This window comes from Lysobacter dokdonensis DS-58 (assembly GCF_000770795.1).
In the GTDB taxonomy this organism is placed as follows: Bacteria; Pseudomonadota; Gammaproteobacteria; order Xanthomonadales; family Xanthomonadaceae; genus Noviluteimonas; species Noviluteimonas dokdonensis.
The window spans coordinates 78,611-94,880 of record NZ_JRKJ01000023.1 but is presented as its reverse complement, the minus strand read 5'-3'; the positions used below and the strand labels follow the sequence as shown (position 1 = coordinate 94,880).

19 protein-coding genes are annotated in these 16,270 nt (G+C 66.4%); 16 read left to right on the top strand and 3 right to left on the bottom strand.

Features of this window, described 5'->3' with window-relative positions:
• The first annotated feature begins 537 nt into the window (after positions 1 to 537).
• The 10 genes from LF41_RS14635 (at position 538) to LF41_RS14590 (ending at position 6,740) form a co-directional block, all read left to right on the top strand.
• Positions 538 to 1,017 (top strand): hypothetical protein, encoded by a 480-nt coding sequence (locus tag LF41_RS14635; protein ID WP_036171297.1) that lies wholly within the window; start codon positions 538 to 540, stop codon positions 1,015 to 1,017.
• Positions 1,018 to 1,269: 252 nt separating this feature from the next.
• Positions 1,270 to 1,554 (top strand): XAC0095 family protein, encoded by a 285-nt coding sequence (locus tag LF41_RS14630; protein ID WP_036171295.1) that lies wholly within the window; start codon positions 1,270 to 1,272, stop codon positions 1,552 to 1,554.
• A gap of 41 nt (positions 1,555 to 1,595) precedes the next feature.
• On the top strand, positions 1,596 to 2,045 hold the full coding sequence (locus tag LF41_RS14625; RefSeq protein WP_036171292.1) for a DUF1801 domain-containing protein: 450 nt from the start codon (positions 1,596 to 1,598) through the stop codon (positions 2,043 to 2,045).
• Positions 2,042 to 2,446 (top strand): OPA3 family protein, encoded by a 405-nt coding sequence (locus LF41_RS14620; protein WP_052116491.1) that lies wholly within the window; start codon positions 2,042 to 2,044, stop codon positions 2,444 to 2,446. Before LF41_RS14625 ends, LF41_RS14620 begins: the two co-directional genes overlap by 4 nt.
• Positions 2,447 to 2,526: 80 nt before the next feature.
• Complete coding sequence (locus LF41_RS14615; RefSeq protein WP_036171289.1) at positions 2,527 to 2,850, top strand: hypothetical protein; 324 nt, start codon at positions 2,527 to 2,529, stop codon at positions 2,848 to 2,850.
• A 93-nt stretch (positions 2,851 to 2,943) separates the two neighbouring features.
• The gene (locus LF41_RS14610) at positions 2,944 to 3,675 is read left to right on the top strand and encodes a CPBP family intramembrane glutamic endopeptidase (RefSeq protein ID WP_036171286.1); all 732 of its coding nucleotides are present in this window, start codon (positions 2,944 to 2,946) and stop codon (positions 3,673 to 3,675) included.
• 32 nt (positions 3,676 to 3,707) lie between these two features.
• Complete coding sequence (locus LF41_RS14605; protein WP_036171283.1) at positions 3,708 to 4,739, top strand: proline iminopeptidase-family hydrolase; 1,032 nt, start codon at positions 3,708 to 3,710, stop codon at positions 4,737 to 4,739.
• Between the two features lie 4 nt (positions 4,740 to 4,743).
• On the top strand, positions 4,744 to 5,235 hold the full coding sequence (locus tag LF41_RS14600; RefSeq protein WP_036171280.1) for a L,D-transpeptidase family protein: 492 nt from the start codon (positions 4,744 to 4,746) through the stop codon (positions 5,233 to 5,235).
• 62 nt (positions 5,236 to 5,297) lie between these two features.
• Positions 5,298 to 6,356: a hypothetical protein gene (locus LF41_RS14595; RefSeq protein ID WP_036171276.1), complete on the top strand. Its 1,059-nt coding sequence runs from the start codon at positions 5,298 to 5,300 to the stop codon at positions 6,354 to 6,356.
• Positions 6,357 to 6,359: 3 nt separating this feature from the next.
• A complete protein-coding gene (locus tag LF41_RS14590) occupies positions 6,360 to 6,740 on the top strand; it encodes a DUF1294 domain-containing protein (protein ID WP_052116490.1) in 381 nt (126 codons plus the stop codon).
• 31 nt (positions 6,741 to 6,771) lie between these two features.
• On the opposite strand, the gene LF41_RS14585 is transcribed toward LF41_RS14590, so the two are convergent.
• Positions 6,772 to 7,275 (bottom strand): hypothetical protein, encoded by a 504-nt coding sequence (locus tag LF41_RS14585; RefSeq protein ID WP_152600043.1) that lies wholly within the window; start codon positions 7,273 to 7,275, stop codon positions 6,772 to 6,774.
• Positions 7,276 to 7,342: 67 nt separating this feature from the next.
• Here LF41_RS14585 and LF41_RS14580 point away from each other — a divergent pair, with 67 nt between their 5' ends.
• The 4 genes from LF41_RS14580 to LF41_RS14565 all read left to right on the top strand — a co-directional run bounded on the left by LF41_RS14580 (position 7,343) and on the right by LF41_RS14565 (position 11,673).
• Positions 7,343 to 8,092 (top strand): lytic transglycosylase domain-containing protein, encoded by a 750-nt coding sequence (locus LF41_RS14580; protein WP_237577805.1) that lies wholly within the window; start codon positions 7,343 to 7,345, stop codon positions 8,090 to 8,092.
• Positions 8,093 to 8,159: 67 nt separating this feature from the next.
• Positions 8,160 to 8,933: a lytic transglycosylase domain-containing protein gene (locus tag LF41_RS14575; RefSeq protein WP_036171267.1), complete on the top strand. Its 774-nt coding sequence runs from the start codon at positions 8,160 to 8,162 to the stop codon at positions 8,931 to 8,933.
• A gap of 71 nt (positions 8,934 to 9,004) precedes the next feature.
• A complete protein-coding gene (locus tag LF41_RS14570) occupies positions 9,005 to 9,343 on the top strand; it encodes a thioredoxin family protein (RefSeq protein WP_036171264.1) in 339 nt (112 codons plus the stop codon).
• The gene (locus tag LF41_RS14565) at positions 9,340 to 11,673 is read left to right on the top strand and encodes a hybrid sensor histidine kinase/response regulator (protein WP_052116489.1); all 2,334 of its coding nucleotides are present in this window, start codon (positions 9,340 to 9,342) and stop codon (positions 11,671 to 11,673) included. The genes LF41_RS14570 and LF41_RS14565 overlap by 4 nt, the downstream gene beginning before the upstream one ends.
• A gap of 60 nt (positions 11,674 to 11,733) precedes the next feature.
• On the opposite strand, the gene LF41_RS16325 is transcribed toward LF41_RS14565, so the two are convergent.
• On the bottom strand, positions 11,734 to 12,177 hold the full coding sequence (locus LF41_RS16325) for a hypothetical protein (RefSeq protein ID WP_152600042.1): 444 nt from the start codon (positions 12,175 to 12,177) through the stop codon (positions 11,734 to 11,736).
• 100 nt (positions 12,178 to 12,277) lie between these two features.
• The gene (locus LF41_RS14555) at positions 12,278 to 12,700 is read right to left on the bottom strand and encodes a hypothetical protein (protein ID WP_152600041.1); all 423 of its coding nucleotides are present in this window, start codon (positions 12,698 to 12,700) and stop codon (positions 12,278 to 12,280) included.
• Positions 12,701 to 12,754: 54 nt separating this feature from the next.
• Here LF41_RS14555 and LF41_RS14550 point away from each other — a divergent pair, with 54 nt between their 5' ends.
• Both LF41_RS14550 and LF41_RS14545 read left to right on the top strand, forming a co-directional pair.
• Positions 12,755 to 15,667: a putative bifunctional diguanylate cyclase/phosphodiesterase gene (locus tag LF41_RS14550; RefSeq protein ID WP_036171258.1), complete on the top strand. Its 2,913-nt coding sequence runs from the start codon at positions 12,755 to 12,757 to the stop codon at positions 15,665 to 15,667.
• 88 nt (positions 15,668 to 15,755) lie between these two features.
• The gene (locus tag LF41_RS14545) at positions 15,756 to 16,268 is read left to right on the top strand and encodes a DUF1993 domain-containing protein (protein WP_036171255.1); all 513 of its coding nucleotides are present in this window, start codon (positions 15,756 to 15,758) and stop codon (positions 16,266 to 16,268) included.
• The last annotated feature ends 2 nt before the right edge of the window (positions 16,269 to 16,270 follow it).

Genomic DNA, 16,270 nt, shown 5'->3' with positions numbered 1-16,270 from the left:
CGCCTCTCAATCTGACCGACTCTCTCGTGCGCGAAACACCGACTCAGCAGGCTCGGCTGAGCGTTCGTACGCGAGGAGGATTGTCTTCATAGCCTAAATCGTGTCTCCGTAGCCGTCGCAAATGCTTCCGAAGAGACTCGCAGTGTGTCCTTACACGTCTTCAGCGTCTCCGTAGGTATTCGCCGATTTTCTCTCTATACACGCGATGGTGTCTCCCAAGTCGCGGCCATCGTCTCCAGAGGGATTCTCGGTGTGTTCTAACACGTGTCCGGTGTCCCTGCAGACACCCGCCTAAGCCTCCCTAGGCACCCGTTGTGGTCTCCGGAGTCGCCGTCATTGTCTCCGAGGAGATTCGAGGAATGTCCGTAGACGGTGCCGATGTCTGCTTAGACGTCTGGAGTGGTTCGAGGGGTGCCAATCCCGCCCCCTGACGCTTCGCATCCCTCACGAGATTCCTAACACGCTGCCCCAGAGCACAATTACGTTCTTTCACGCCTAAGGGAAGACTCCGCCATACACATCAAGCGGAGTTTTCCAATGAAGCAGCAAGACCTCGTGTCCATGGTGGTCACGAAGGAAGTCCAGGCCACGGTGCTGGGGCTGATCGAGCAGATCCGGCAGCAGATTCCGGGCAGGGTGTCGCTCTCGGTGGACCAGCGCCGCTCGCTCCAATTGATGGGGCCGCGCAGCGAGAACTACGGGCGGCTGTGCCTGGTAACGATCGCGCAGAACCTCGATCTGTTGCCGCGCGGCATCGACATCGATGAGGCCTTCGCCGACCTTGAGGCGCGCGACAACCTGATCCCGATCCTCAAGGCGCTGCAGCAGCTCGTCGAGGAGATCGACGACACCATCGCCGCGCTCGGCAGCGACGTCATGGTGGTGGCCAACACCAGCTACGGGGTGATGAAGGCGGCCGGCGGTAATGCGGCGCTCGACGAGGCCGTGCGCGAACTGAGCATGCGCCATCGCAAGACGCGCAAGAAGTCAGAAAAACCTGAAGGCGAATCCTCCTGATGAAGTGAACGGTCTGTTGGATCGTGCGCCTGCGGCTGATCGCTCCTGTGTGTGGGCAGGCGCACGATCCTCTTCGGAGCTTCAAATCTCCGAACACACAGACCGCTTCAACGCATGTCCTCTGCGTCGGGAGGGGACGAATACAAGACCTCGCAAGAGGAAATCACTCCGCCGGCTGTGTGTTCCCGGATTTGAACCTCCCGACACCTTGCGTCGCCCCGACGCAAGGGTCCCTTCATCGAGGAGGTTGCAATGACTATATTCGCCGACGCGCAGCACCGCGCGCCTGTCGTGTACGCCATGCCCGAGTCCGCGCATATCGCACTCGTCGAGATGAGCTACCACCTTGAGCTCATGGCGGCGCTCACCGAATGCGGATCCCCGGCCAGCGACGAATCGCATCGGCCAGTCGCGTTCGCCTGGTGGTTCTCGCGAATGCAGAAAGATATCGAGCGGATCATCGAGGCGAGCTCCCTTTGCGTTGAACAGTCGTCGCCGCCTACAGGAACTCGGGTCGCAGAAAAGCGATCGATTTGAAACGCTCGGCGAGCCGCCCGGGCGGCGGTAGACTCCTCTTCATGCCGAAGACCACCGCCACCGAAGCCAGCGTCGAGTCCTACATCGCCGCACTTCCCGACGCCCAGCGCCGCGCCGACTGCGCGACACTGCGCGAAATGATGGAGCGCGCGACGGGGCACCCTGCGCGGATGTGGGGCCCGACCATCGTCGGCTTCGATCGCTACGCGTACACCTACGACAGCGGTCACTCCGGCGAGATGTGCATCACCGGCTTCTCCTCCCGCAAGCCGGATCTCAGCATCTACCTTGCCCCGGACGCACCTGGTCAAGCCGCGCTCCTGGCGAAGCTGGGCAAGCACAAGATGGGCAAGTCGTGCCTGTCCGTGCGGCGATTGACGGATGTCGACTTGGACGTTCTCCGGCAGCTGATCGCCGATACGGTTGCAGAGACCAGGCGGCGACATCCATCGAGCGCGTCCTTGCCTGGCGCTGAGCTTCGCGCCGAATGACGGACTCGCTTGGCTTTCTCGCGGCCTTCTTCTTCATCGGCTTGTTTGCTTGGGCCTCTGCTTGGCAGTACCGACGCGATAGCGCTCGCTTGCGCGGGTCGTTCGACTCGATGCGATTCAACGGACCGGATGGCCCCGTCAAGGGCCACCAGTTGAAAGTGGTGAAGCAGGTTTCCTATCAGCCGGGCGAGAACAGTGCGGGGCTGGGTGCGCGCATGGGGGAGACGTTCTGGTACTGCGTCGGCCCCGGACAGAGCTACTGGCTCGCGATGCCGATGCGGATGTCGCGGAAGGGGCTGATCGAGTGGGTGGTTCGTCCCCTGACCGAAGAGCGGATGCGGGCTGCGCTGCTCGGCGACAGGCGTGCCTTGGCGGCGCTTGATGCGGAAACCACCGGCTGAGCCATTGCGGTGGCGAGGACGTGACGGTATCGGCGCCGATAAAATGCTCCCCCGATGGCAATAGCGATGCGAGACCCACGATGACCGAAGACCGCTACGCAGGCCGCCCGTTCCTCCGCTTGCTGGAATGCCTGGCGCTCGACGCCATCGGCGAGCTGGATCCGCAGCAGCGCACCGTGCTCGAAGCGATGACCCCGAAGCTCGCCGAATCGCTCGGCCGCGAAGGCACCTGGCAGCAGATCGTCGCCGCGCAGATGAACTGGGGCGACGGCATCGAAGTGGCGATTCGCGAGTTGTGGGATCGCAACAGCGCGGTCGCACGAGAGGAGGGCATCGAACTGACGCCCGATGAGTTCTCGATGTTGTTCGCCGATGCCAACACCTCGGAAGCCGATAACGACTGACATTGCAGCCGGCCGGCCATTTTGCTGGCGCCAGCAAAAAGGTCGGAGCTGCGCTAGGGTGGCGCCGCCTGTTGCCACCTCCGAAGGTCTGCCATGCCGACAACCTTCGACCTGCTCTACGTCCTGCTCTTCGCCATCGCGCTTCCGCTCTACGACACGCTCTTCAGCTGGAAGGCGTACGCGCGGCGGTTGCGCGAGTCGCCTGCACGCGCGCGCGCATGGCTGTGGTCGACGAGCACGGTGCAGGCCTGGCTGCTCGTCGCCGTCGGCGTCGGTTACTGGCTCTACGCTGGCCGCCCTTGGTCGGACCTCAACTTCACGATGCCGGAAGGTTGGCGTCTCTCGCTCGCGACGCTGCTGGTCCTCGCATACGGTGCCTACCAGGCGTACTGCATCTTCCACGTCCGCCGAGACCCGGCATTACGCGAACGTCTGCAGGCACAAGTCGCCCCCGTCGCCGACGTCGTGCCGCACACCCGCCCGGAAGTCCGCGCCTTCATCGGCGTCTCCATCACCGCGGGCGTCTGCGAAGAGTTCCTCTACCGCGGCTACTTCACCTGGGCGCTCGCACCGTGGCTGGGCTGGTGGGGTGCCGCCGCGTTCTCGACGCTGCTCTTCGCGCTCGGCCACGCCTACCAGGGCTTCGGGGGCATCCTGCGCACGGGCCTCTTCGGTGCGCTGTACATGGTCACCGTCGCGGTCTTCGATTCGATCTGGCCGGCGATCGCGCTGCACATCCTCGTCGACGTGTCCGGCGGCGTGATGTCCTGGCTCGTGCTGCGCGACGCCCCGCGGGCCGCCATCGCACCGCACAACGAGGGCTAGACTCGCCGCACGCCCCAGCAAGGAACGACGCCATGCCGCGCTTTCTGATCGCGCTGATCCTCGGCCTCTTGTTCGGCACGCAGGCATTCGCGTCGGAGCCCACGCTCCGCGACTACCACTCGCGCGCCAACCACCCCGACGCATGGCAGGGCGGTGTGCGCATGATCCCGATCCACACGCCGGCGGGCGATTTCAAAGTGTGGACCAAGCGCGTCGGCAACAACCCGCGCATCAAGGTGCTGCTGTTGCACGGCGGGCCCGGTGCGACGCATGAGCCGTTCGAGGTGTTCGACAGCTTCCTGCCCGCCGATGGCGTCGAGTATTACTACTACGACCAGCTCGGTTCGTATTACAGCGACCAGCCCGACGATCCGAAGCTGCTCGACGTCGATCGCTTCGTCGATGAAGTCGAACAAGTGCGCGTCGCGCTCGGCCTCGACAAGGACAACTTCTACCTGCTCGGGCATTCCTGGGGCGGCATCCTCGCCATCGAGTACGCGCTCAAGCACCAGGATCATCTCAAGGGACTGGTGATTTCGAACATGGTGTCCAGCATTCCCGCGTACAACAAATACGCGAACGATGTGCTGATGCCGCAACTCGCACCTGAAGCATTGGCCGAACTGCGCAAGCTCGATGCCGCGAAGGACTACGCCAATCCGCGCTTCGAAGAATTGCTCGTGCCGCATTACGAAGCCCACGTCCTGCGCCGTCCGATGGCCGAATGGCCCGAGCCGGTCATGCGCGGGTTCGTGCGCCATCTGAACAAGAAGGTCTACGTGCCGATGCAGGGCCCGAGCGAGCTCGGCGCCAGCGGCCTCCTCGTGGATTGGGACCGCACCGATGCGCTGAAGGACATCAAGGTGCCGACGCTCGTCATCGGCGCGCGCTACGACACGATGGACCCGAAGTACATGGAGATGATGAGCAAGCGCCTGCCGCAAGGGCAGTACCTCTATCTCCCCAACGGCAGCCATTGCGCCTTCTACGACGACCAGGACGCGTACTTCGCCGGGTTGTTGAAGTTCCTGCATGCGGTGGACGATGCGAAGGCAGGTGGTTGACCGCATGCGTGTCGCATTCGTCGCCCTCGCGGCGCTGTGCATCGGCGCCGCGCAGGCCAGAACCGTCTACGCAGACAAGATCCTCGTCGACAAATCCGAGCGCCGCTTGTGGGTGTTCGTCGACGGCAAGACGGTCGCGACGTATCGCATCGGCCTGGGCCTCGCACCCGTCGGCCACAAGCAACGCGAGGGCGACAAGAAAACGCCGGAGGGCCTGTACGTCCTCGACTACAAGAACGCGGGCAGCGCGTTCTACCGCTCGATCCACATCTCCTATCCGAATGCCGATGACCGCGCCCGCGCCAAGCGCCAGGGCGTACCGCCCGGCGGCGCGATCATGATCCACGGGCAGGCCAATGACCCGCGGATCCGCGCGGCGGTGGCCATCTATCCCTCGCGCGACTGGACCGACGGCTGCATATCCCTGTCCAACGCCGACATGCTGGCGCTGTGGAAACAGGTGAAAGTGCCGGTTCCGATCGAAATTCGGCCTTGAGGTTGGCTCAAAATCCGCGCGTCCCGCCAAGTGGGCGGGGTTGATCGAACCAGGGGAATTCCATGTTGTTCCGTCGCACTCTCGTGGTGGCGCTGCTGTGCGCGCTGCCCGTCCTGTCGTCCTCCGCCGCCGACGACGCGGCCAAGCCCGCGCAATCCGTCAAGTGGGTGCTGCCGTGGAAGGACGGCACGTCGCTGACCTACGCGGCGAGCGAATCGACCACCGACGAGACGAAGGGTGTGCGCAAGCGGTCGCGTTCCTCGAGCACGACGGTGGTGCGCATCACAGAATCCTCCGCCGACGGCTTCGTGCAGACGTGGACGGGCTCGGGCTACACGTTCGAAGTGCTCGAAGGCGACAAGTCCGAAGAAGCGCAGATGAAGGCCCTCGCCGCCGCGCTCGATGACCTGCCGGTCTCGGTGCAGTTGAATGCCGATGGCAATTTCACGGGCGTGCGCAACATGGATGTGCTCATGCCGCGCTTCCGCGCCGCGATGCGCCCGATTTTCGACGGCATGATCGAGGCCGGCGTGAAGAAGATCGCCGACGAAAAGACGCGCGCGACCAAGCGCGCGGAAGCGCAGGCGGCGATGGACAAGGCGATGGAGACGATGCTGTCGCCCGCGATGATGGAAGCGCTGCTGGCGCGCAACATCTCCTGGTACAACGGGTTCGTGGGCATCGACCTCGAGCCGGAGCAGGCGTACGAACTGGAAACCGACCTCCCGAGCCCGCTCGGCGGCCCCAACATCCCCGCCAAGCTGACGTTCTCCCTCTCCGTTTCGGAGGACGATGCGGAGGATCTGTTCGTGTCCTACCACCAGGCCGTGGATTCGGAGAAGGCGCGCGCCGCGCTGCGCGCGAACGCCAACCACATCGTCGACGGCAAGATCCCGGAATCCGAGCTGGCGAAGATCGAAATGACGGTGAAGGACGAAGGCTTCTTCGTCGTGCATCGCCCGACGGGCTTGGTGGAAATGTTCGAGGCCACGCGCACGACGACCGTGAACGGCAAGGACAAGGTCGAACGCAGCCGCATGCGCCTGCTCAACGGCGACCACGACCACACGTGGAAGGACGAAGAGACCGACGCACTGCCCGCGGCCGCGAAGGACGCGTAAACCATGCGTGAGACGGGGCGCCGTGCGGCGAAGCGCGCGCGCCCGGTTCCGCATGCGCTCTTGGGGCTTGTCGCATGCGCCGCGATCGCGCTCGCGACGTTGTTCGGATGGGTCCCGTTGGGGATGGGCCAGGCGTTCGGCCTGATGAGCGGGTTCGCCTTCCTCATCTACTGGATGGACAAGGCGGCGGCGCAACGGCAAGGGCGGCGTGTCGCCGAGAACAGCCTGCATCTGCTTGCGTTGCTGTGCGGCTGGCCCGGCGCGTTGCTTGCGCAAGGCCTGCTGCGGCACAAGACGCAGAAGATGGCGTTCCAGCTCGTCTTCTGGCTGACGGTCATCGCGAACGTCGGCGTGATGGGTTGGCTGCTGTCGTCGCGGGCCTAGCGCGCGGAATCGAACGTTCCCCGATCGGTTTTCAGGTCTTCTTCTTTTTCTTCGACTTGGACTTCGATTTCGACTTCTTCTTCGCGTCGGCCTTCGCCTTGGCTTCCGCGGCGAAGCGCGCCTGCACGTCCTTGATCGCCTGGGGCAGTTTCTGTTCCAGCATCACCAGCAAATCCGCGCTGGCGTTGGTGTCGATCGGTGCGCCGTCGGGGGTGGTGGCAGTGACGCGCGTCGTCGTCTTGCGGATCGTCTCGGACAACAGCATCGCCTTGGTCAGCACGAGGAACTCCACGCCGCGGTAGCGCACCGTGTACATGTCGAGCATCTGCGAGCGGCCTTCGTATTCGACGCCCGGCGTATTGACGACGAGTTGCCCGACGGCGTTCCACGTTTCGTTCTTGTCCGCTTCGATCAGGAATTCGCCGCGCGTGGTGGTTGGCGGCGCGGGCACTTCGACCGGTGCCGGCGCTTCCTCGACGGGTTTGGGCTTGGTCGCGCAGCCCGTGACCAACAACCCCGCCACGATGATCCCCATCCATGTGCCTTGCACGCGCATTCGACCTCCCGGGTGTACATTCCGCCGGATGCGCACGGCCCTGGCCATGTTCTGCCTCCTGGCGACCTTCGTCGCGCTGCCCGCGCACGCACGAACGGTGTACCGCTGCGTGCGCGACGGCACCGTCAGTCTCTCCACCGCGCCTGAACCCGGGTCGAAGTGCGTCGCCAAACACATCGAAGACGATGTGGCGAAAGTGCCGAACCTGTGGGGCAATCTCGGCGTCGTGCAAGGCACGCTGTACGAGCGCCAGCAGGACGGCAAGACGGTGTACGGCACGCGCAAGTTGCCGGGTGCGGTGCCGGTGCTCGCGTTCACGGTGCAGACGCCGCCGGGCTCGCCGGCGCATGTCGGCCTCGGCAAACTCGGCCCGCCGCAACTGAGAACCTTCAATGCCGAGTTCCGCGCGGCGGCGAAGAAAACCGGTGTCGAAGACGCGATGCTGCGTGCGTTCGCCCATGCGGAAAGCGGCTTCGACGCGAAGGCCACCTCGAAGAAGGGTGCGCTCGGCGTCATGCAACTGATGCCCGAGGTCGCGCGCGAATATGCGGTGACCGATCCGTATTCGCCATCGCAATCCATCGACGGGGGCGCGCGGCACCTCAGGCAATTGCTGAGGCGCTACAAGGGCGACCTCGATCTGGTGGCGGCGGCGTACAACGCGGGCATCGGCACGGTCACGCAGTACAAGGGCGTGCCGCCGTATCGCGAGACGATCGAATACGTTGCGAAGGTGTCGGCGTTGTACGAGCGCTACCGCGACGCGATGACGAAGGCGCCGAAAAAGAGACGCTGAACGTTGCTGCGCCGCACACGCGGCCTTCACGCAATGCTGAACAGTCCGCGCGTCTCATGGGCGCCCCATGACGCCCCGTGCCGCCCTCGCCGGTCTGCTGCTGTGCCTGTTGCCCGTCGCGGGCGCGCAGGCGCGCACGGTGTACGAATGCCTGCGCGATAACCGGCTGAGCCTCTCGACGGCACCGGAGCCGGGTTCGAAGTGCAAGCCCAGGCGCGTCAACGACCGCAAGGCCAAGGTGCCGAACTTCTGGGGCGACCAGGGCCCCGTGCGCGGCAACCTGTATACGACGCGCATCAACGGCAAGGCCGTCTACAGCACGCGCGCGATCCGCGGCTGGAAGGAAGTGGCCGAGCCGGTGAAGATCCGCGCGCCGCGCGATTCGTGGGCGCACGAAGGCTACGGCGAGATCGGCAAGCCGCGCCTGGACGTGTTCGCCGAGCAATTCCGCCAGGCCGCGAAGAAAACCGGCGTCGAAGATGCCTGGTTGCGGGCCATCGCGCATGCCGAGAGCGACTTCAATGCACGCGCGCTGTCGCCGAAGGGTGCGCAGGGCGTGATGCAGCTGATGCCGTCGCTGGCGCGCGCCTACGGCGTGGCCGATCCGTTCCAGTCCGCCCAGAGCATCGACGGCGCGGCGCGCCACATCCGCGATCTCATGCGGCGCTACAAGGGCGATCTGGTGCTCGTCGCCGCCGCTTACAACGCGGGCACCGGCGCGGTCGAGAAGTACGGCGGCGTGCCGCCCTACGCCGAGACCGAAGCCTATGTGGAGAAGGTCCAGGCGCTCTACGAGCGCTACCGTTCGGCGCTGAAGAAGCCGGTCGCACGCAAGAGTTGAGCCAACTCTGATGCCGCGCTCACCCGGCGCGGTTTACCTTGGCGCCGTTGCAGGATGCACACGGATCCACGATGCCGCTCGCCCAACACTATGAATCCACGGAGCCAGAACGCGCGGTGGTGGACGGGCGTGCGGGTCCGGCGGTGCTCGAGTTCGGCGCGCCGTGGTGCGGGCACTGCGTCGGCGCGCAGCGGGCCATCGCGGCCGCCTTCGCCGACCATCCCGACGTCCACCACCTGAAGATCGAGGACGGCCGCGGCAAACCGCTGGGGCGCTCGTTCCGCGTGAAGCTGTGGCCGACGCTGATCTTCCTGCGCGACGGGGAAGAGATCGCGCGGCTCGTGCGTCCGACGACCCAAGGCCCCATCGCCGACGCGCTCGACGCCATCGACCCGGATTCGCGGTCGTGATCGACGACCCCGCGCCCGCCATGCAGAACGGTCGCGCGGAGGAACCGCAAGCGGCGTCGCGTTGGGTCGACATCGCCGACCGCGCGGACGTCGGCATGCTGCGCGTCGATGCGGGCGGGCACCTGGTCGACATCAATCCGGCGGCGGCGCGCATGCTCGGCCGCGGCATCGGCGCGCTACGCGGGGTCGCGTTCGAATCCCTGGGCGACGTCGCCGATCGCGACGCGATCCAGAATGCACTCGGCGCATTGCACGCCGGCAAACCGCCGGTGACCGTGGCCGTGCAACTCGCGCGTCTCGACGGCACGACCTTCGCCGCAATGGCGCGCTTCACCGCCGTGCGCGATTTCACCGGCGTGCTGCGTGCATCGACGATCACCCTGCTCGCGGTCGACGAGGACGCGGTGCCGACGCTGACCGAACCGCAGCGCCCGCGCGAAGGCTTCACGCCCGAGGTCAGCTACCGCGCGTTGTTCGACGGCATCGACCAGGGCTTCTGCGTCGTCGAAGTGGTGTTCGACGGCAATGAACCGGTCGACTATCGCTTCATCGAGACCAATCGCGCGTTCGAGCGCTACACCGGGCTCGTCGGCGCGGTCGGCAAATCGATGCGGGATCTCGCCCCCTCGCACGAGTCGCATTGGTTCGAGTTCTACGCCGACGTCGTGCGCACGCAATGCTCGGCGCAGCGCACGCTCCCCGCCGAGGCGTTGGGGCGTTGGTACGCCGTGCATGCCTTCCCGTTCGGGCCGAAGGACAGCCGCCGCGTGGCCGCGCTGTTCGAGGACATCTCCGCGCGCGTGCGCAGCGAGCAGGCGTTGCGCGACAGCGAGGAGCGGTTCCGGTGCCTGGCGAATGCGTCACCCTCCATCCTGTGGAGCGCGACGGCCGATGGGGCGATGACCTGGCTCAGCGACCGCTGGAACGAGTACACGGGGCAGGGCCTCGACGTCACGCGCGAGGAACGCAACAGCGCGATCCATCCCGGCGATCGCGAAGTGGTGGCCACGGCGTGGCGGCGCGCGTTCCAGGGCGAGGAATTCGATACCGAGTTGCGGTTGCGGCGCCGCGACGGCGCGTACCGCTGGTTCCTCGTGCGCGCGAACCCCGCGCATGACGAAGCGGGCAAGCTCACCGGCTGGTACGGATCGACCACCGACATCCACGACCGCAAGATGGCGGAGGTCGCGCTGCGCGAAGTCGACCAGCGCAAGGACGAGTTCCTCGCCACGCTCGCGCACGAGTTGCGCAACCCGCTCGCGCCGCTGCGCAATTGCCTGCACATCCTGCGCATGGCCGATCACGGCGAAGTGGGCGCGCACGTGGACGGCGAACGCCTGCGTGGCGTGATGGAACGGCAGGTCGCGCAACTCGTGCGCCTCGTCGACGATTTGATGGAGGTCTCGCGCATCACGCGCGGCATGGTGCCGATGCACCTGCAGTCGGTGTCGCTGGCCGATGTCGTCGAGCGTGCGGTAGAGACGAGCCGGCCCTTGATCGATACCGCCCAGCACGCCCTCAGCGTGTCGTTGCCCGATGCCCCGCTGGTGCTGCATGCCGACCCGGTGCGCCTGGCGCAGGTGTTGTCGAACCTGCTCAACAACGCGGCGAAGTACACCGATCCCGGCGGTCGCATCACGCTGAGCGCGCGGCGCGACGACAACGATGCGGTGATCGTCGTGCAGGACAACGGGCTCGGGATCGCGACGGACCAGATTGCGCGCGTGTTCGATCTCTTCAGCCAGGCCGAGCATTCCATCGGGCATGCGGCGGGCGGGCTTGGCATCGGACTCACACTTGTGCGCAGCCTCGTGGAAATGCACGGCGGCTCGGTGATCGCGCGCAGCGCGGGGCTGGGGCAGGGCAGCGAGTTCGAAGTGCGCCTGCCGCTCGCGCCCGACGACGTCCGCGCCGAACCGCTCGACGGTGCAACGCACGCCCCGTCGGTCAAGCGCATGCGATTGCTCGTCGTCGACGACAACCGCGAGCACACCGATTCGCTCGCCTTGTTCCTGCGCATGCAGGGCCACCAGGTGCGCACGGGCTATGACGCGGCCTCCGCGTTGACCTGGCAGGTCGCGTTCACGCCGGATGCGGTGCTGCTCGACCTCGGCATGCCCGGCGTGGATGGGTACGAGGTGTGCCGCCGCATGCGCGTGGCCGAAGGCGGCGATGCGCTGGTGATCGTCGCGATTACCGGCTGGGGCCAGATGGAAGTGCGGCAACGCACCGCGGAAGCCGGCTTCGACGCGCACGTCGTCAAACCGGTGGACCCGGTCGCGCTCGAATCGCTGATCGACTCCCTCGTGCGAATGAAGCACCGCACATAATCGAAACCCCTCCCCTGCAAGTGCAGGAGAGGGGCCGGGGGGAGGGTGACGCGTGGCGTGTTACGAAGTGCGCCCCGTGCTCTCGCCACGATTCTCCTGCGACGATGCGCCCTTCGACTGCATGTCGCGGTCGCTCGATTGCGAGCCGGCGCGGTTCCACGCCGCTTCGCAGGCCTTGTTCGCGCCGTCGTCCCACTTCAGCGCGTTCTGCTGGCCCTTGGTGTTGTTCTCGTAATCACCGCGCAGCTGGGTTTCGGACTGCGAGAAACTCTGCCCGCCGCTGCCGTACTGCTGGCGGCCCTGTTCACCGGTCTGGTAGGCCTGCTGGTAATCCTCGAACTGACGGCCCTGCTGGTAGTAGGGCTCGTTCTTGAACTGCTGCTGCCAATGCTGCTGCGAGTCCTGCGAGCCCTGGGCTTGCGTGCCCTGGTTCGCGCTGCCGCCCTTGCCTTGGTTCTGCTGACCCTGGTTCATGCCTTCGTTGCCGCTTTGCTGATTGGCCATCTCGACTGTCTCCGTTGCGGCCGACATGGCCGTCGCACGACGTTACGCATGCGCGCGTTATTCGAGATGTTGCGTGCGGTGAATTGTCGGATAACGCAGTTCAGCGTGGTGAACCCATCGCGGGGAATTGCGCGGTCATTCGCACACCGTGCACGACGCCCCAGCGGATACCGATGCGATGCAGCCGCGCTTCCATCGCCGGACGCATGGACGGGGGCGTGCGTTGCAGGATGGCGGCGTGGCGTTCGGCCCATGCGGTGGCGAGAGCGAAAATGTTTCCGGCCATCGATTGCATGCGTGGCATTTCGCGGTCGAGCGCGGTCAGTTCGGCTTCCAGCTCCGGCCCAAGGTCGACCGTCTGCCCCGCGATGGCGTGCTGTTCCTGCATGGTGTTCCCCCTGTGCACCCGGTCCGGGCGCGTGATTACGCTCGGGCATACCGGGTACAGCCGGTGTGAACGATGCGCCGGTGAACCATTCATCCGCCGAGACGCCCGTTGCACCCGCAAGGTGACGTAGCGCACGGAACCGGCCCCCGCCGGCCCCTAACCTGCGGACTTCCAGGGGGTTCCAGTTCCATGTCCGTGAAATTCGGTCGATCGCCGGCGCACGAGGGTGCGGCGCAGCCTCCGCTGCCCGAACGCCTGCTGCGCGCGTCGTCGCCACAGTCCGTCGTGCAGGCCTGGTTCGAGGCCGACCCGCAACTCGATACGCATTGCGCCTGCGTCGTGTGGTCGACGCACTGGCCCCGTGACATCGAGGCGTTCCCGCCTGCGTGCGCGGACGCCAAGGTCATCGCCGATGCCATCGACGCCGTCGCCCGGATCCGCGCCGGCGAGAACGACGACGTCAACCCCCGCGTGCTCTACGACGACGGCGAAGGCGCGGTTGCGGTGCTCAACAGCCCGCACGCGCCCATCGACCTGTGCCAGGCGTCCATCGCGCGCCTGGCCGAAACGCTCGACCTGCGCCGCATGCGCGAGAGCGTCGCGCGCCTGGAGCAGGCCGAGAAACTCCAGCGCTCGCTCTACGCGATCGCCGACATGGCCGGTTCCGATCTCGACATGCCCGACATGTTGCGCGGGCTGCATCGCATCGTCGCCGACCTGATGTATGCAGAGAACTTCTACATCGCGCTGTACGATCGCGACCGCGATGCGCTGCGCTTCCTGTATTTCGCCGACGTCGTCGACGACCAGATCCTGCTGCCGGAAGAAGAGATCCCGCTGGCGCGGATCGAACGCGGCCTGACGTGGTATCTCACGCGCGACAAGCGCCCGCTGATGGGCTCCACGCCCGAACTGATGCAACAGGTCTCCGGCCCGTTGCGCCTGCACGGCGCGGACAGTTCCGACTGGCTCGGCGTGCCGATGCTGCGCGATGGCGACGTCCACGGCGTGGTCGTCGTGCAGAGCTACACCGGCGATCGTTGCTACACCACCGCGGAGATGTCGCTGCTGGCGTTCGTCGCCGAGCACATCCTCACCGCGCTGGAGCGCAAGAGCGGCCGCGCCGAACTCGAGCGCCACGTCGTCGAGCGCACGCAGCAGTTGCAGGTCGCCAACAGCGAGCTGCGCCGCGAAGTCTCCGAGCGCGAGCGCGGCGAGCGCCTGCAGGCCGCGCTCTACCGCATCGCCGCGCTGGCGAGCCTGGACGAGACGACCGGAAACTTCTATCGCCACGTGCACGCGGTCGTCGGCGAACTGATCGATGCGAAGAATTTCTACATCGCGCTGGTGTCCGACGACGGCGGCACGGTGTCCTTCCCCTATGCGGCCGACCAGTACGAGCGCGACTGGAGTGCGCGGTCGTTCGGCAAGGGCCTGACCGAGCACGTGCTGCGCACGCAACGGCCAACGCTGGTCTCCCGCGACAGCGCGATGACGATGGTGGCGGCGGGGCAAATCGACGCCGGCATGCTCGGTGCGCCGACGCTCCAGTGGCTCGGTGCGCCGTTGCTGAGCACCGAGGGCGCCATCGGCGTGGTCGCCGTCCAGACCTACGAGGACGCGAACGCCTACAACGAACGCGATGCCGAACTGCTCACCTTCGTGTCCTACCAGATCGGCAGTTCGCTGCAGCGCCGCCGCGCGGCGGAGCTGCTGCGCCAGGCGAACGCCGAACTCGAACATCGCGTCGAAGCACGCACGCTCGAACTGCGCGAACAGATCGCCGTGCGCGAGCAGGTCGAAGCGCAGCTCCAGCACCAGGTGGTGCACGACGCGCTGACCGGCCTGCCGAACCGCGTGTACCTGCGCGATCGCGTGGAGCGCGCGCTGGCCGGGCTGCGCCGCGACGATTCGGTCGGCTTCGGCCTGCTCTACATCGACGTCGATCGCTTCAAGGTCATCAACGACAGCCTCGGCCACAGCGCCGGCGACCAGGTCTTGCAGCAGGTCTCGCGCCGCCTGGCCGGCTGCGTGCGCACGCCCGACGTGGTCGCGCGCATCGCGGGCGATGAGTTCGTCATGCTGCTCGAACACGTGCAGGATCCGCAGACCGCCAGCAAGGTCGCGCAACGCGTGCTGCGCGCGCTCGCCCCGCCCCTGCACGTGGCCGGCCGCGAAGTGCAGCTCTCGTGCAGCATCGGCATCGCGATCGCCGATGGCCAGTGCGAATCGGTGGACCGCATCCTCCATGACGCCGACGTCGCGCTCTATCGCGCGAAGGACGCCGGCCGCAACCGCTTCGTGTTGTTCGACGATGCGATGCACCAGACGGCGATGGGCGTGCTCGACCTCGAGCAGGCGCTGCGCGATGCGCTGATGCGCGACGAGTTCGAGCCGTGGTTCCAGCCCATCGTGCGCCTGGACGATGCGAGCGTCGTCGGTTACGAAGCGTTGCTGCGCTGGCGCCATCCGACGCGTGGCGTGCTCACGCCCTCGGACTTCCTCAAGGTCGCCGAAGACAGCGGGCTGGTCAGCCAGATCGACTGGCGCATGTTCCGCCTCGCACTGGAAGCCGCGCGGCCGTTGGTGTGCGCCGCACGCGACGGCGTGCATCGTTATCTCACGCTCAACGTTTCGCCGCGCCTGTTCCTGCACACCGATTTCGACAAGCGCCTGCTGGAACTGGTCGACGAGATCGGCTTCGACCCGGGCGCGCTGTTGCTGGAAGTCACCGAAGGCACGCTGCTCGGCGATCCGGACACCGTGGTCGCGATGCTGCATCGCCTGCGCGAGCGCGGCGTCGAGGCGGCGCTGGACGACTTCGGCACCGGCTACTCCTCGCTCGGCCACGTGCACCAGTTCCCGCTGCGCATGATCAAGATCGACCAGAGCTTCGTGGCGCCCTTCGCCAACGGCGTGCCCTCGCGCAGCTCGGCGCTGATCGAAGCGATCCTCGCGCTCGGCAACGCCCTCGGCACGGAGATCGTCGCCGAAGGCATCGAGACCGATGCGCAGTGGGGGGTCCTGCGCGGGATGGGCTGCGTGTACGGGCAGGGTTACCTGTTCGCGCGTCCCGCGCCGGCCGGCCATTGGTTGGGATGAAGAAACCCAGGATCGCGTCTGGCGCGCATCGCGCGTCGGCGTAACCTGTGCCGCTTCCGGGCCGCGCCGGCCCGTCGGAGCCCCCGCCATGTCGCACCCGATGCACGCCTTCACCGCGCCCGTCTTCGTCCGCACGCTGCGCAACCTCCAGCACGTCCTCGATGCGGGGCAGGCGTACGCCGCCGAGAAGAACATCGCGCCCGAAGTGATGCTGCAAACGCGCCTGATCCCGGACATGCTGCCGCTCGTGCGCCAGGTGCAGATCGCCACCGACCACGCGAAGAACGGCTGCGCGCGCCTGACCGGCACCGACGCGCCGTCGTTCCCGGACGAAGAAACCACCTTCGACGAACTGCGCGCGCGCATCGCGCGCTGCATCGCCTATGTCGAATCCTTCGACGCCGCGCAATTCGACGGCGCCGATGCGCGTCCCATCCACGTCAAGACGCGCACGACCGAAATGAACTTCAACGGGCAGGATTACGTTACGAACTACGCGCTGCCCAACCTGTATTTCCACGCGTCGATCGCCTACGCGATCCTGCGCACCGCGGGCGTGCCGATCGGCAAGGCGGACTGGCTGGGCGCCGTCGGGCGCTGAGC

Bases quoted from the DNA above. Each gene is read 5' to 3' on its own strand.
- LF41_RS14635 (WP_036171297.1), top strand. From the start codon at position 538: ATGAAGCAGCAAGACCTCGTGTCCATGGTGGTCACGAAGGAAGTCCAG.
- LF41_RS14630 (WP_036171295.1), top strand. From the start codon at position 1,270: ATGACTATATTCGCCGACGCGCAGCACCGCGCGCCTGTCGTGTACGCC.
- LF41_RS14625 (WP_036171292.1), top strand. From the start codon at position 1,596: ATGCCGAAGACCACCGCCACCGAAGCCAGCGTCGAGTCCTACATCGCC.
- LF41_RS14620 (WP_052116491.1), top strand. From the start codon at position 2,042: ATGACGGACTCGCTTGGCTTTCTCGCGGCCTTCTTCTTCATCGGCTTG.
- LF41_RS14615 (WP_036171289.1), top strand. From the start codon at position 2,527: ATGACCGAAGACCGCTACGCAGGCCGCCCGTTCCTCCGCTTGCTGGAA.
- LF41_RS14610 (WP_036171286.1), top strand. From the start codon at position 2,944: ATGCCGACAACCTTCGACCTGCTCTACGTCCTGCTCTTCGCCATCGCG.
- LF41_RS14605 (WP_036171283.1), top strand. From the start codon at position 3,708: ATGCCGCGCTTTCTGATCGCGCTGATCCTCGGCCTCTTGTTCGGCACG.
- LF41_RS14600 (WP_036171280.1), top strand. From the start codon at position 4,744: ATGCGTGTCGCATTCGTCGCCCTCGCGGCGCTGTGCATCGGCGCCGCG.
- LF41_RS14595 (WP_036171276.1), top strand. From the start codon at position 5,298: ATGTTGTTCCGTCGCACTCTCGTGGTGGCGCTGCTGTGCGCGCTGCCC.
- LF41_RS14590 (WP_052116490.1), top strand. From the start codon at position 6,360: ATGCGTGAGACGGGGCGCCGTGCGGCGAAGCGCGCGCGCCCGGTTCCG.
- LF41_RS14585 (WP_152600043.1), bottom strand. From the start codon at position 7,275: ATGGGGATCATCGTGGCGGGGTTGTTGGTCACGGGCTGCGCGACCAAG.
- LF41_RS14580 (WP_237577805.1), top strand. From the start codon at position 7,343: ATGTTCTGCCTCCTGGCGACCTTCGTCGCGCTGCCCGCGCACGCACGA.
- LF41_RS14575 (WP_036171267.1), top strand. From the start codon at position 8,160: ATGACGCCCCGTGCCGCCCTCGCCGGTCTGCTGCTGTGCCTGTTGCCC.
- LF41_RS14570 (WP_036171264.1), top strand. From the start codon at position 9,005: ATGCCGCTCGCCCAACACTATGAATCCACGGAGCCAGAACGCGCGGTG.
- LF41_RS16325 (WP_152600042.1), bottom strand. From the start codon at position 12,177: ATGGCCAATCAGCAAAGCGGCAACGAAGGCATGAACCAGGGTCAGCAG.
- LF41_RS14550 (WP_036171258.1), top strand. From the start codon at position 12,755: ATGTCCGTGAAATTCGGTCGATCGCCGGCGCACGAGGGTGCGGCGCAG.
- LF41_RS14545 (WP_036171255.1), top strand. From the start codon at position 15,756: ATGTCGCACCCGATGCACGCCTTCACCGCGCCCGTCTTCGTCCGCACG.